Annotated in this window: 12 protein-coding genes; 7 read left to right on the top strand and 5 right to left on the bottom strand. The window is 36.4% G+C overall.

Translation table 11 applies throughout. The features are described 5' to 3' along the window. Window positions 1-88: 88 nt before the first annotated feature. Window positions 89-2,992, bottom strand: a complete 2,904-nt coding sequence (locus C0Z22_RS08380) for a FecR domain-containing protein (protein ID WP_103217909.1) — start codon at window positions 2,990-2,992, stop codon at window positions 89-91. A 60-nt stretch (window positions 2,993-3,052) separates the two neighbouring features. Between C0Z22_RS08380 and C0Z22_RS08375 the strand changes: the two genes are divergently transcribed. From C0Z22_RS08375 to C0Z22_RS08355, 5 genes are read left to right on the top strand one after another with little or no spacing between them, the layout of a single operon-like run. Beyond that, the gene (locus C0Z22_RS08375) at window positions 3,053-4,777 is read left to right on the top strand and encodes a SpoIIE family protein phosphatase (RefSeq protein ID WP_103217908.1); all 1,725 of its coding nucleotides are present in this window, start codon (window positions 3,053-3,055) and stop codon (window positions 4,775-4,777) included. Between the two features lie 7 nt (window positions 4,778-4,784). Further along, window positions 4,785-5,540, top strand: a complete 756-nt coding sequence (locus tag C0Z22_RS08370; RefSeq protein ID WP_103217907.1) for a hypothetical protein — start codon at window positions 4,785-4,787, stop codon at window positions 5,538-5,540. A gap of 3 nt (window positions 5,541-5,543) precedes the next feature. Beyond that, complete coding sequence (locus tag C0Z22_RS08365) at window positions 5,544-6,005, top strand: hypothetical protein (RefSeq protein WP_103217906.1); 462 nt, start codon at window positions 5,544-5,546, stop codon at window positions 6,003-6,005. Between the two features lie 15 nt (window positions 6,006-6,020). Next, window positions 6,021-7,496 (top strand): ATP-binding protein, encoded by a 1,476-nt coding sequence (locus tag C0Z22_RS08360; protein WP_103217905.1) that lies wholly within the window; start codon window positions 6,021-6,023, stop codon window positions 7,494-7,496. Continuing rightward, entirely contained in the window at window positions 7,496-7,912 is a 417-nt protein-coding gene (locus C0Z22_RS08355; protein WP_103217904.1) for a response regulator, read from the top strand. The genes C0Z22_RS08360 and C0Z22_RS08355 overlap by 1 nt, the downstream gene beginning before the upstream one ends. On the opposite strand, the gene C0Z22_RS08350 is transcribed toward C0Z22_RS08355, so the two are convergent. The 3 genes from C0Z22_RS08350 to C0Z22_RS08340 are packed head-to-tail and all read right to left on the bottom strand — an operon-like array spanning window position 7,902 to window position 9,374. Further along, window positions 7,902-8,426 carry a gamma carbonic anhydrase family protein gene (locus C0Z22_RS08350; RefSeq protein WP_103217903.1) on the bottom strand — a complete coding sequence of 175 codons (525 nt, stop codon included), beginning with the start codon at window positions 8,424-8,426 and terminating at the stop codon, window positions 7,902-7,904. The two genes, C0Z22_RS08355 and C0Z22_RS08350, sit on opposite strands and share 11 nt — an antisense overlap. Further along, window positions 8,427-8,819 (bottom strand): cell envelope biogenesis protein OmpA, encoded by a 393-nt coding sequence (locus tag C0Z22_RS08345; protein ID WP_103217902.1) that lies wholly within the window; start codon window positions 8,817-8,819, stop codon window positions 8,427-8,429. Between the two features lie 54 nt (window positions 8,820-8,873). Next, a complete protein-coding gene (locus tag C0Z22_RS08340) occupies window positions 8,874-9,374 on the bottom strand; it encodes a c-type cytochrome (RefSeq protein WP_103217901.1) in 501 nt (166 codons plus the stop codon). 179 nt (window positions 9,375-9,553) lie between these two features. Here C0Z22_RS08340 and leuS point away from each other — a divergent pair, with 179 nt between their 5' ends. Continuing rightward, a complete protein-coding gene (leuS, locus tag C0Z22_RS08335) occupies window positions 9,554-11,962 on the top strand; it encodes a leucine--tRNA ligase (RefSeq protein ID WP_103217900.1) in 2,409 nt (802 codons plus the stop codon). 2 nt (window positions 11,963-11,964) lie between these two features. Further along, window positions 11,965-13,449, top strand: a complete 1,485-nt coding sequence (gene metG / locus C0Z22_RS08330; RefSeq protein ID WP_103217899.1) for a methionine--tRNA ligase — start codon at window positions 11,965-11,967, stop codon at window positions 13,447-13,449. Window positions 13,450-13,648: 199 nt separating this feature from the next. Here metG and C0Z22_RS08325 read toward each other — a convergent pair whose 3' ends face one another. Next, window positions 13,649-14,173: a hypothetical protein gene (locus C0Z22_RS08325; protein ID WP_103217898.1), complete on the bottom strand. Its 525-nt coding sequence runs from the start codon at window positions 14,171-14,173 to the stop codon at window positions 13,649-13,651. Window positions 14,174-14,279 lie beyond the last annotated feature (106 nt).

The following is a 14,279-nucleotide window of genomic DNA, read 5'->3' as shown; positions in this document are numbered from 1 at the left end:
TATTCATTATCAATAACTTAGAAGGGAATATTAAGATTATTGGGCCAAAAATCTGGCCCATATACTGGTCAGTCCATAAAATATATTTTCAAAAACTATACTGAAGTTTGAAGGCCATCTTATCAAGCGTGATACTTGGGTCATCTTTTTCAAGGGTCTGATATTGGAAACCAACCTGATATTTATTATTAATCTGATAGAGTGCCTCTGCATTAAGGCCAGAAAAACCAAGGATGAAATACTCTGCTTTTATCTTAATTTTTTCAAATTCATAAATACCGCTTATACCAATATTGAAAGTAAACTCAGCATTTGAAACAACTTCACTTCCCTCATAAGAAAGGGTACTTCGATAATCAAAAGCAACTGCCGCACCATATTTGAAGCGAGGGAGCTTCTTTAAGGGCATGTGACTGCTAACTTTTAAGCGCGTTTGATTAAATGCAAGATCATCAAAAACAACACCACTCGAATGACGTAATTCAAAATCAGTTACAGCGACCTTAAAATCTTTCTTAAGGCCAGCATAAAATGAGATCAAGTTCATATCATCAACGACAATTTTCTTTCCATTACTAATGGCTTCATAATTTGTTTTTTCAGGAGCGTAGCCTACATACCAATTTTTTTCTTTCTTATTACCTGGAGTAAAAATCTTTTTTCTACTGTTTTCTACTTTGGCAATTTTTTTACTTAAAACATCAACTCTTCTTTTTTTAGAATAGATTACGTCCTTCTTTTCAATGGCCTTAACGCGCCAATAAAAGCTTTCTGCTAATTTATTTCTAAAAGTATAAGTTGTTTTATTTCCAAGAGGTATTTCCTTAATATTTGTGAAATACTTATCTTTTGAAATTTCGATAAAGAATTTATCTCCACGAACTTGGTCAAACTTCATCTCAACAATATCACCTTCATTAATAACAAGGCCGTGTCTTGGAGAAACGAGATCAATCCCCTTTGCTCCACCAAACTTTTTTGTAATGATTAAATCCTCAAGCGCAGAAAATGGACTTTCCTGGTTCCAATAATCAATTGCAGAAACTCTCCACTGGAAGTTACCTGTTAGATAGTCATCCCACTCATAACGATTATTCTTAACTTTCTCATCAACGATAATTTTTTCACCATCAAGAATCTGTATACGATACTCTTTAACATCACTTACAGGCTCCCACTTAAGTTCAATCTTCTCTTGAGCAAATGCCTGATCAATTAGTAAATTTACGATGGCAATTGGTAGTGACTGCCTAATAACTTGAACTCTCTTTTCGACCTTATCAATACGAGGCGCTTTTGGTGGCGGCGGAGGTACAATAATTATTTTAACGGGAGGAACAAATTTATTTTCCTCATTCTTAACACGCCAATAGTGAACACCAAGTTCCTTAATAAGTAGCTTAGTATTACTTTCAGTGGTCTTTATAGATTCTTTAATAGCACTAAAATTACGATCGCGAGAGATCTCAACAATGAACTCATCACTCCCCTGTTGCTGCCATGTTAAATCAATAACATCACCTGGCTTTTTAACAACTATCTTACGTCCTTGTTCAAGAGCACTATTGTCATTATCAAAAGTAACAACATATTTATTTTCTTTTGAACGAGCAATCACTTCATTATTTAGGACATACTCCAATGACCAAAAATATTCTCCACTTTCATTAACACTAGTAGAAAAAGAACTCCCAGCAACCAGTTGTCTTTTGCCATTTAAAACTAGATAAGTACTAACCCCACTAAAGAGATCTTGAGTTTCCCAAGAAAATTTAACAGTACCATCATTATAGAAATAATATTCTTCGCCATTAAATGGTCTCTTTAAAACAATATCTCCAGGCTTTGCAACGGCCTTTATTAGAACAGGATTAGAAAAGAGCGCATAAGGATGCGTCTCACTTTTATTTCGATAAGAAAGTTCATACTCACCAACTTCCTCAAAAGAAATTTTCAACTCACCTTCATCATAATCAAAATCTTCCCAAACTTTTCCATTAATCATTAATTCGATATTTTCAAATGCTTGAGTATAAATAAGCTTCTCTTTATTCACTAAAACGGTGTTTTGAATCTCATCGAGGTTTTCAAATTCAGGGACAACTTCATAGATAACTTCAAATGACTTTTCCGTTGAAACATTACTTTCATCACTTACCTGCCAATAGTAACTGCCTTGAGCTAAATTCTCTAACTTAAGTTCGAGTCCATTAACAGTATGTGCTTCTCCGTTTTCAAAAGCTTCACGAGAGTTTGAAATGTATAACTTTTCTACTTTTTCATTAAACTTAAATGTAATTTTATTTTTTTCATTAACATAGAACACATCACCATCAACGGGAGAAAATTCGCTTGGCCAGCTCTGCTTAATAGTATAGCTCTCATCAGTAAGCAGTACTCTTACACCCTTTTCAATGGTTTCTTCACGATCGCCTAGTCTTACGCTTGCCTTACCATCAAGAACAGATAACTCTTTATTACCATTTGTATTTGAAATCTTAATCTTCGAATCATTTGAAGTGATCTCATAGATCTGATCACCTACTTTAACAACAAAGGCTTCACTTGCATTATTAAGAGTAGCAAAGATAACACCTTGTTCGATATTAAGATTAATTCCATCTGTTTCTTGTGTGATTTTAAATAGACTCTCTTCGGAGACTTTAATGCGGTTACCAGAGCTAAATTCCAACTGAGTAGTAGAATCTCTATCTGTGAAAATACGATCATTATGGAAAAGTGCTTCGTTTGAACCAAGATCATGCCAAGAGAAATTATCAAAACTTCTTCTTCTCACATCATTTTGTAATTCGAAGACTTGGCCTAAAGTAATGCGCTCCCCACCCATGATTGGTGGAATATATGATGTGTTAAAAACTTGGTTGCCGGCAAAGGCCGCAACACAAAGGCACATCAAGATTAGAAATGTATCAACTAATGAATTTAGTCGCCCCAAAATTGTTCCTGGTACTCTTTTCTCATTCTTGCGCATGACGCAAATCGTTAATATCATTGTATCTAAATATTCAATAGACTTCTACATAGGTAAATAATGGGCAAAAGACCGACATTTCCGATCAAGCTTAAATTAATATCGCTTAATACAGCGCTGCTAATAATTGTTATCGCTTTTCTAACTAAGTATGCCACTCACCTTTTTGAAAAGGATAAGAAAGCCTACTTATATGAGAACTCACTATTCAATGTTACAAGTGTTGCTAAGGAGATGAACTATACTCTTAATAAAATTGAGAATGATCTCCAAAATTTATCTCTTATAAAGAACAATAAACTTAGAGCAAAGGCCGTAGCAGAAAGTAAGTATATTCTCGCCTTCATTGAAAAGAACCAATTCATAATCAATAAAGATTTTGAACAAAATGAAAATGATTTCAAGTTAGTGATTCCTAAGAGCACAAGAGATAACTCACTTACTTCTTTCAAATACAAAGAAGATGTTTTTGTTATTCTAACTAAAAAGATAAATAAAGGTCTTACTTCAATTGTTATCAAGGCCAATATTTTAAATAACCTACTCTCACAAAATCGAACATATAATACGCTTGTCTTTAAAGATGGAGCACTTGTTCTTGGAAATGACCTTATTGGACTTCATAATTATGATAAGAATGAACTTAAGGGAAATAACATTGTAAAAAAGTTAACTTTCAATAATGACGACTACCTTGTTTCCATAGCACAAACAAAGGCATTTGCACTTTCTGTTGTTTCAACAATTTCAGAGTCGGATGCACTATCGGTAACAAAGTTTCTTATTCAGCGAGCTATATTCTTTGCAGTCTTTATTATTGCTCTGTCGACTATAATTATTATCCTTCTATCAAAAACAATCTCAAAGCCGATAGAAAAGCTTTACCAAAGGGCCATCAGTATTGGTCAGGGAGATTTTGAATCAACAGTAGAGATCAACACTAGTGATGAGCTCGGGACACTTGGAGACTCATTTAATCAAATGAGTCGTGAGATTCTAGAATATATTGAAAAAATGAAAGAGAAAGCACGCTTAGATGAAGAAGTGAAAGTTGCTAAAATGGTGCAAGAAGAGTTCTTTCCGCCAAAAGATATTGATACACCAAATGTTCGCCTAAGCTCTTATGCTGCTCCAGCTTCTGAGTGTGGTGGAGATTGGTGGGGACACTTCGAATTTAATGAATATATTATTACCATCATAGCAGATGCAACAGGTCACGGCCTGCCAGCGGCCCTTCTAACTTCAGCAATCAATTCTGCATTTAATAGTATTAAAATAAGACTGACAGAAGATTCGAGTCAAATCTCGCCAGCTTTAATTACTTCACATCTAAATAAGGTTATTAATCTTTCAAATAATAAAATACTTCTTACTGCCTTTGTATCGGTCTATAACACAATGACTAAGGAATACTCATATACTAATGCAAGTCACTTAGAAGTGCTTAAGGTTCCTAAAAAGCCTGAGATTACTAAAGCAGATATCATTCCCCTACTTGATGCTAAAGGGCCAAGACTTGGAGAAAGTGCAGACTCTAGCTACGACTATGAAACGATCATTCTAGAACAAGGTGATCTGCTTGTTTATATGACAGATGGAATAACAGAGGCAGAAAATAGTGAAGGCAAACAATGGGGCCTAAGAAAATTACTAAAGATCTTAATGACATATGGAGAGCACACGGCCACTGAAATTCGTGATACAATAGTTTCTGTTGTATACGACCACAGAGGAAGTGATTCATTTGATGATGATCTTACACTCATCTGCCAGGAAATAAAGTGATGTACTTATGGGTATAGAATTTAAGATTGCAAACGAACAATTTAAAGAGATTGAAAAAATGAAAATTCAATCCTCGAGTCTTGATCTTAAAATCAGTGATCAGTTAGCTGATTCAAGTGATATCTTTTTGAGTCGCTACGATATACTTGTGAACTTAAAGTACCTTAAAGACAACAGAACAAATCACCTCATTGGAGCCTCCCCTTGCATACAAGATGAGGTTGAGAGCGTTATTGCCTATCTAACAAAGCAGAAACAAAACAATCTTGATAGTAGAATCAATTCAAAAAAAACAAACAAAATAGAAATAACTCTTGAAAATGAATTTGATCAGAAGTGCCATCAATTACTCGATGGTATTGACTTAAAAGATTATCACGATAGCTTTGAAAATAAATTAAAATTGATTACAAATGAATTTTACACAAATGATATTTTTCATCGAGTAAACAGCCAAAAACATGGAGAAATTGAAATTTCTCAAGATGAACATAAAACGATCCTCCACTACAGGAGTTATACTAATGTGGGAAAATCCTCAATTATAAATTCTCTCTACCGAGCAGCTGTAGAGAAGACACCGAGGCAGGAAGGACGTGGAGCAGGGCTTGGACTTTATCTGATGCTTCAAAATTGTGATCAACTTCACATTGTTGGAAATCAAGATAGCACTAGCTTCTACATCTATATTGAAAAAAATAAACGGTATAAAGATATTAGTAAAAGAATACCATCAATAAGTTTTTATAATTTAAAGGATTAAAATATGAGTAACTTAAAGGTCGAAATTAAGGCCGAAAATGATGAAACGATTTTAAATTTAATTGGAAGAATTGATGAAGATGCTGATCTAACACCAATCCTTGGAGTTAAAGATAAAAATCTTCATATCAACTTCGATGCTGTTGAGATGATTAACTCATGTGGAATTCGTGAATGGATTAATATGCTTTCAGAGCTGACTGGTTCAATCACCTACTCTCATTGTCCACAGGCAGTTATTGAACAAATTAATATGGTTCATGGCTTTATAAAACCGGGAATAAAAGTTGAAAGCTTCTATGCTCCATATTACGAAGAATCTTCAGACGATGTAAAAATGATGCTTATTAAAACAAGTGATGTCGTTGATAACAAGGCACCTGTTATGAAAAGTGATGAAGGTGAAGAACTCGAATTTGATGCAATTGAAGCACAGTACTTTCAATTCATTAAACAGATGAAGTAAACAAAGATGTAACTGATGGCAAAATACGAATTATACGACTCCATTTTTGAACCAATCTGTGTCATAAATAATGACAATGAGATAGTTTATTATAATCACTTCTTTGCTTCATTCTTCAAAAAGTCGCCAAGAGTTTTAAAAAAATCGCCAAAGCTTAGCACCCTATTTACCGGCTTTGATATTGAAGATTTTCTTGAAGATATGAATGATGTAAAGGTAGGGCCAGAAGTAGAGATTTTCTTAGAAGATCAAACCTTCTATCACGTTATTATCAAAGCAATTGAAAGTGACAACAACGAGAAAGTAATTTGTTTTAACGACATCAGTATCGAGAAAAATCTCTATACGAAGTATCGTTATCAAATTGAAGAGCTGAAGCAAATTCACAATCAAATTATTCAAGCTGATAAGTTAAGTACAATTGGGGAAATTACAGCAACGATTTCCCATGAGATTTCAAATCCACTTACTATTGCTTCAGGAAATATTGAATTAATTAGTGTTCTTTTGGCCGGAGAAGAATTAAAAGAAAATGATATTATCCACGAAAGTATTAGTGATACTCGTGAGTCAATTGATCGTATCACTAAAATCGTCAAAGGCTTAAAGAGCTTTCTTCATAATAGAGAGAGTGATAAGAAGTTTATTACCCTTGAAGATATTATCAATAAGTCTCTTACCCTACTGAAACTACCATTAGAGCAGAATCAGATATCTCTTGATTTTAATGTAAACACATCTTCGATCGTTAAAGTTAATCCTATCGAGATAGAACAGGTTATTATCAATTTAGTTACCAACGCAATTCACGCTCTGGGTGAGGCAAATACTAAAGATCCAAAAATTTCACTTTCAATCTCCAGCAATGATGTCTGCTACATCATTACAGTTAAAGATAATGGAAGAGGTATTCCTGAAGAAAATCGAGGAAAGATATTTGATTCATTCTTTACCACGAAAGAGGTAGGAGAAGGAACAGGTCTTGGACTTTCAATTTCTTCTAAAATCATTGATTCATATTCGGGATCACTTGAATTAATTGATACAAAAACTGGATGTGAGTTTCAAATCACTCTTCCGAAAATGGAAACGACAACTTTTACGGATAGTGAACTTAGTGTAAACCATAGCTTCCAAAAAGTTTTAATCATTGATAATGAACCAAAGATCTTAAATCTTTTTACGAACTTTTTTGCAAAAGGACCTATTACTTTGATCTTTGCATCAAGTGCTATTGAAGCAAAAAGAATCTTAGAAGGTACTGATGTTGATGCCATAATCACTGATTATGATATGCCAAATATGAATGGTGTTGAGTTTGCCAAAGATATCATAAAAAATGGCCTCAATACCCCTACTTTCGTAATGTCAGGAGTAGCGGATAAATCAAAATTTGATAATCATAAAGAGATTAAAGGCTTTATTGAGAAGCCTTTTAATAGAGAAGATATATTAAATATGCTTGGTATTAAAAATGAGGAGCAGGACTAATGGCCATGTCCCCTTCTAAGAATTCACTTACACCTAAAAAACCTTCTATTCTCATCGTAGATGATGAAGATAAGATTTGCTTTTTAATAAAAACGTTTCTGGAGCAAACTGGTGCTTTTAGAAATATTGTCACGGCCGACTCTGTAAGTGTTGCTTTATTAAAACTAAGAAATGAAGATTTCGATCTAGTTATTATTGATTACAAATTACCTGATAAAGATGGAACTTACTTCATTGATATAGCAAGTAAGTCGATGAAGTATCAGAAGATGAAATACCTTCTTATTTCAGGATTCTTAGATAACCGATCAATGGTGAGTGTAATCAATTCAGGAGTAACAAATGTTCTTGTTAAGCCTTTCTCAAGAGATGACCTTGTTGATAAAGTCTTCAATCTATTAAAGCTTAGCAAATAACTTCGACTTCGTTTAAATACTCATCTTTTGTTATTAAGTACGATTTATAGTGGTTACTATACTGCTCTACTTCTTGTGGAGTAAGCTTCCTTTTAACCACAGCAGGCGTTCCGATAATAAAGCTCTCAGGAGGATATACCTTACCAGGAGGAACAACACTTCCGGCAGCTACAATTGAGTTTTTCCCAATAACTGCTCCATCTAAGACGGTCGCCCCCATACCAATTAAGCAGCCTTCTTCGACTGTACAAGCATGAAGAGTCACACTATGACCAACACTAACGTTTTCTTTAATGATTAGGGGAATATTATCTTCTACATGAAGCATTGTTAAATCTTGAATATTACAATTGTCGCCAATATGAATCTCGTTCACATCCCCACGGGCCACAACTTTAAACCAAAGAGAAACATTCTTTCCCAAGAAAACTTTACCAATAACATCAGCAGAGTCTGCAATAAAGCATCCCTCTCCAATTGTCGGTTCAATATTTTTATAACGATATAAAGTCATTTATCTCCACCCAATTACTTCGTAGCCTTTCTCCGCAAGACAACGGTTTACGAAACGTTGCTTGATCTGATCTTCACTAAGCCCCGCTGAAGCGGCTCCACTAGCACCACCAATTGCGGCCCCCTGAGCAGCACCTTTACCAGCATTACCACCAAAGACTGCACTTGCCACAGCGCCTACAATAGCACCCCACGCAGCACCTTTTCCACCTTCACGAACCATTTGTCTTCCACGATCACTCTCAAGAAACTCGTCGGCCTTGGCCATGCAAATTTCAATATCGCGATCGGCTTGGACCTTTCCGTATCTTTGATAGGCTGAGTTCGGATAAAGCTTTGGTTTAGATGCACAAGCAGTAATCGTCAAAAGTAGTAAAAGTGAAAATATTCTCATGGTTGCTCCCAAAAAAAAAGCCGCTTAAAAGCGGCTTCTTATCGATATTCAATTTTAGTTTTTAACTCCGCCCCATGGCACCTTAGATAAGTAAGCCGCTAGGTCTGCAATATCTTCAGTCGATAGTTTTTTAACAATCGTTAACATCTGTTGGTTAACACGGGCCCCTGATTTCATATCAAGAAGTTGCTTCTCAATATACCATTCCATTTGACCACCGATTCTTGGTGCCTTATTTGCAGCTTTCCCTGAACCATCTTTAGCGTGACATGCAATACATTGCTTATAAAGTTTATCTGCTCTAACAAGTTGTGGAGTATCTAGAGGAATAAGAGTCTTCTCTTCGATAACTTCATCACTAACTTTTGGAGGTGCTGTTACTTCTGCGTGCTTCTTAGCAAGTTCCGCAACTTCAACTAAGTGAGCAGCGTGCGCTTTCTTTGCATTTTCAAAGTTATATTTCTCATTGTTGACTTCAACACTCTGGTAACCCGATAGGTTCATAACAAGAACTAGCCCTACTAGCGTTAGGGAAAAAAGCACTAAACGATACATCGTTTCTCCATTCAAAAAATTAATCTACTTTTAATGGCTTAAGTATAAATCCACTGACTTATTTTGGCAATTCCTTTAGCGGGGCATCCCCAAGTTAACGCGACACACATAATAGACGATCTACATTATAGGGTTTATAATTCGGCCTGATATTTTACTAGTAAATTCAGGAGCTTTTAATGCAGTACAACTTTGGTGAAATTGAACCAAAATGGCAGAAGTTTTGGGACGACAACAAAACTTTTAGAACAGACTCAACAGACAAATCAAAACCTAAATACTATGTATTGGACATGTTTCCATACCCTTCTGGAGCAGGACTTCACGTAGGTCACGTTGAAGGTTATACAGCAACAGATATTCTTGCACGTTTCAAGAGAATGAACGGACATAATGTTCTTCATCCAATGGGATGGGATTCTTTTGGGCTTCCTGCAGAAAACTATGCAATCAAAACTGGAACACACCCAAGTGTGATCACAAAAGAAAATATTGGAAATTTCACAAGACAACTAAAGGCCTGTGGATTTTCTTATGATTGGGATCGTGAGATCGCAACATCAAGTATTGACTACTATAAGTGGACTCAATGGATCTTCACTCAACTTTACAATAAAGGTTTAGCATTTGAAGACGAGATCTCTGTTAACTGGTGTCCAGAGCTAAAAACAGTTTTAGCTAACGAAGAAGTAATCGATGGTAAATCTGAAGTTGGTGGACACCCTGTAATCAGAAAGCCAATGAAGCAGTGGATGTTAAAAATCACTGAATACGCTGATCGTCTTTTAGAAGACCTTGATGATCTTGATTGGCCAGAGTCTCTTAAAGAGCTGCAAAGAAATTGGATTGGACGCTCTGAAGGTGCCCAAGTTTCTTTTTCTGTAAAAGGTGTTGATTCGAAAATTGATGTTTTCACAACTCGTCCAGATACTCTATTTGGTGCAACATATATGGTTCTAGCTCCTGAACACGACCTAGTTGCTCAAATTACGACAGATGAGAAGAAAGCTGAAGTAGAAGCTTATATTAAAGAAGCATCTCTTAAGTCAGATCTTGATCGAACAGACTTAAACAAAAATAAATCTGGTGTATTCACTGGAGCCTATGCAATCAACCCACTTAATGGAAAAGAGATTCCAGTTTGGATTGCAGACTATGTACTAATCTCGTACGGAACTGGTGCGATCATGGCCGTTCCTGCTCACGATGAAAGAGACTGGGAATTTGCTAAGAAGTACGACCTAGAAATTACTCCAGTACTTGAAGGTGGCGATGTAAATGAAGCTGCATTCACAGGTGACGGAACTCATATTAATTCAGGTTTCCTTGATGGGCTTAATAAGGCAGACGGTATCGCAAAAGCAATCGCTCACCTTGAAGCTGAAGGAATTGGAAAAAAAGAAATTAACTACAAACTTCGTGACTGGTTATTCTCTCGTCAAAGATACTGGGGTGAACCATTCCCAATTCTTAAATTTGAAGATGGAACAGTAAGATGCCTTGATGAAGATGAGCTTCCAGTTGGTCTTCCAGAAGTTGAAAAATATGAGCCATCTGGAACTGGTGAATCTCCACTTGCACGTATTGATGACTGGTTATACCTAACTGATCCAAAGACAGGAAAGAAAGCAAGACGTGAAACAAACACGATGCCTCAGTGGGCAGGTTCTTGTTGGTACTACCTACGCTTCATCGATCCACAAAACTCTGAAGTTGCATGGGATAAACAATTAGAAGAATACTGGATGCCAGTAGATTTATATGTTGGTGGTGTTGAGCACGCAGTTCTACACTTACTTTATGCTCGTTTCTGGCACAAGGTTCTTTTTGATCTAGGACTAGTTTCAACAAAAGAGCCATTCCAAAAACTTTTCAACCAAGGTCTTATCCTAGATGAGCACGGTGAGAAGATGAGTAAGTCTAAAGGAAACACTGTAAACCCAGATGATATTATCGCTGAATACGGTGCCGATGCTCTAAGACTTTATGAAATGTTTATGGGGCCACTTGAAAAAGTTAAGCCATGGCAAACGAAAGGTGTAAAAGGAGTATTTAACTTCCTAAGAAAGTCTTTCACTTTCTACGGTAACCCAGAAAATACTTACGAAGGTCAAGAAACAAACCAAGACGTTCTAAAGCACCTACATAAGACAATTAAGAAAGTTACTGAAGATGTTGAGAACCTACGTTTTAACACAGCTATCTCAGCAATGATGGTAATGAATAATGAAGTTATCAAGCTTGGCAAGGTTTCTGTTGAGACAGCTAAGGCCTTCACAAGACTTCTTTCTCCATTTGCACCACACGCTGCTGAAGAGATGTGGGCAAACCTAGGTGAGACGACTTCTTGTTCACTTGCAGCTTGGCCAGTATTTGATGCTGACCTTGCAAAAGATGACCTCATTACAATGGCCATCCAAGTAAATGGTAAGACGAGATCAACAATTGATGTTCCAGCAGATATTTCAAAAGAAGACTTTCTAGCTCAAGCGAAAGCTGATGAGAAAGTTGCGAAATTCCTAACAGGAACTATTGTAAAAGAAATCTACGTACCAGGTAGAATTTGTAATATTGTTGTAAAAGGATAATTATGAAAAATACATTTTATACGACGACTGCAATTGACTACCCTAATGGGCGTCCACATATTGGCCATGCCTATGAGAAGATCGTAACTGACTCATACGCTCGTTGGTATAAACTTCTTGGAAAAGAAGTTCACTACCTAACAGGAACTGATGAGAACGGACAAAAACTAATTGAATCAGCAAAAGCCGCTGGACTTGATACACTTGAGTTCGTAAATGCCAATGTTGAGATCTTCAAAGAGCTATGTGCTAAAGCAAATATCCAATACGATGATTTCATTAGAACAACTGAAAAGCGCCATGCTGATACATGTGTTGAACTATGGAAGAACCTGGAAAGCAAAGGACTGATTTATCACGGTCACTACTCTGGTAATTACTGTCTTTCATGTGAGTCTTTTTATACAGAAGCACAAGCGCCAGATGGCAATTGTCCAGAACACCACAAGCCACTTGAACTAAAAGAAGAAGAAGGTTTCTTCTTTAAGCTAAGTGAATACCAAAACTGGATTATCGATCACCTAAAAGCAAATCCAGACTTTATCGTGCCAACTGCACGCTACAAAGAAATCCTCTCTCGTCTTGAAAATGACGATCTAAGAGACCTTGCCATCTCTCGTCCAAGCCAAGGCTGGGGTGTTCCAGTTCCAGGTCATGACAAATTTGTTATGTATACTTGGTTTGATGCCTTAATTAACTACTACTCTGCTCTTACTACAGACCAGAGAGAAAAGTTTTGGCCAGCAGATATGCACGTAATTGGAAAAGATATTCTTTGGTTCCACTCTGTAATCTGGCCATGTATGCTAAAGGCTTCTGATCTTCCTCTTCCAAAACAAGTTTACGTTCACGGAATGGTACTTGCTGAAGACGGAAAGAAAATGAGTAAGTCTCTTGGAAATGTTGTTGATCCATTTGAGATGCTTGAAAAATATCCAACGGATACTTTCCGTTACTATATGCTAAAGAATATTTCTTCTTCAGGAGATGGAAAATTCTCTGAGCAAGAGTTAGTAGATAAACACAATAGTGAACTTGCAAATGACTACGGTAACCTTCTAATGAGAGTTATCAAGCTAGGTCTTAAGAGCTTCCCAGATAAAGTTTATAACGCTGAAGGTGTAACTCAAGAGATCGATGCTCTTCCATATTTTGAGCGCGCTAAAGAGTTCATGGAAAAGCGTGAGCACAATAAAGCAATTGATGCTATTTGGGATCTAATCGTTAGCCTCAACGTTTACGTTAACGACAAAGAGCCTTGGAAGCATAAGGCTGATGAAGCAGCATTTGCTCCAATCGCTTATAACTGTTTCTACGGAATGGCAGCTGCATCTTATATGCTACAGGCCTTCCTACCAAACTGTACAAAGACTGCTCTTGAATATATTGGTTCAAGCGTAAATGGATCTGAGTTAATGGAGTTTGGTAAGGCGACTTATACGCCTCAACCGCCGGAAGCACTTTTCCCTAAGGTAGAATTAAAATAACTGCGGCATCTTAGCGAAGCTAAGATTTGACGCTGTTATAGCTCCCCTACACTTTAGCTAGAAAACAAATTCAACAAGCCTGCGTTTATGCAGGCTTTTATGTTAAGGATGAATTGTATGTCAGCGAGAGGCAGGAGCCGGAGCTGACTGTTGCCTCTGGAGCAATGGGAAAGTTGAAGAATAAAACGAAAAGAAAAATCTACAAGCACTCATTAACAATATCATCATCTGAATAGAACTTCGCACGTCCTACAATAGCTCTAGTATCAATAATACTTCGAATGTCATTTGTGATTTCCATAAGAGGAGAAATTTTATCATTCTCTACAGTTGCTTTAATAATAGCAAAGTTATTTAAAGCAATAGTATTTTCCACAACTTCATATGTACTTGATAAACTAGTTGTAAAGTTTGTTTGATCTATATTGGCGGGAAATGGATATTCCGAATAGATCATGTCATAGGTCTTTGCATTCCGATCAAGAATAATCTTTACCTCGGCCACGTAGCGCTCTCCCGCGATTTCTCTTGAAAGAATTCCAGTAAACATCAAGGCCCTATGCTGGCGAGTATTATTTGTACAAGTACCTATGGCCTGAGCATAGAATGCTTCTTCAACAGAGAGGCTCTCCAGAGGATTAACATCTACACCTACAACGATGTCACTCTCTGTGCATGACGATAAAATTAAGACAAGTAAGCATAAAGAAAGAAGATTTCTCAAAATAAACCCTTAAGTAAATTAAAACTTAATTTATTGTAGGGTACATGAAATGCTATTAAAAGTATTTTTTATTGAGGCCAATAGCTATTAGTGCTAAGGCATACTT

Origin of the sequence: Halobacteriovorax sp. DA5 (assembly GCF_002903145.1) — a bacterium.
Lineage (GTDB): Bacteria > Bdellovibrionota > Bacteriovoracia > Bacteriovoracales > Bacteriovoracaceae > Halobacteriovorax_A.
Note: the sequence above shows the minus strand (reverse complement) of the source record. Positions and strands in the feature narration are given on the sequence as shown.

Coding starts and splice junctions, on each gene's coding strand:
- C0Z22_RS08380 (WP_103217909.1), bottom strand. CDS start 2,992: ATGCGCAAGAATGAGAAAAGAGTACCAGGAACAATTTTGGGGCGACTA.
- C0Z22_RS08375 (WP_103217908.1), top strand. CDS start 3,053: ATGGGCAAAAGACCGACATTTCCGATCAAGCTTAAATTAATATCGCTT.
- C0Z22_RS08370 (WP_103217907.1), top strand. CDS start 4,785: ATGGGTATAGAATTTAAGATTGCAAACGAACAATTTAAAGAGATTGAA.
- C0Z22_RS08365 (WP_103217906.1), top strand. CDS start 5,544: ATGAGTAACTTAAAGGTCGAAATTAAGGCCGAAAATGATGAAACGATT.
- C0Z22_RS08360 (WP_103217905.1), top strand. CDS start 6,021: ATGGCAAAATACGAATTATACGACTCCATTTTTGAACCAATCTGTGTC.
- C0Z22_RS08355 (WP_103217904.1), top strand. CDS start 7,496: ATGGCCATGTCCCCTTCTAAGAATTCACTTACACCTAAAAAACCTTCT.
- C0Z22_RS08350 (WP_103217903.1), bottom strand. CDS start 8,426: ATGACTTTATATCGTTATAAAAATATTGAACCGACAATTGGAGAGGGA.
- C0Z22_RS08345 (WP_103217902.1), bottom strand. CDS start 8,819: ATGAGAATATTTTCACTTTTACTACTTTTGACGATTACTGCTTGTGCA.
- C0Z22_RS08340 (WP_103217901.1), bottom strand. CDS start 9,374: ATGTATCGTTTAGTGCTTTTTTCCCTAACGCTAGTAGGGCTAGTTCTT.
- leuS (WP_103217900.1), top strand. CDS start 9,554: ATGCAGTACAACTTTGGTGAAATTGAACCAAAATGGCAGAAGTTTTGG.
- metG (WP_103217899.1), top strand. CDS start 11,965: ATGAAAAATACATTTTATACGACGACTGCAATTGACTACCCTAATGGG.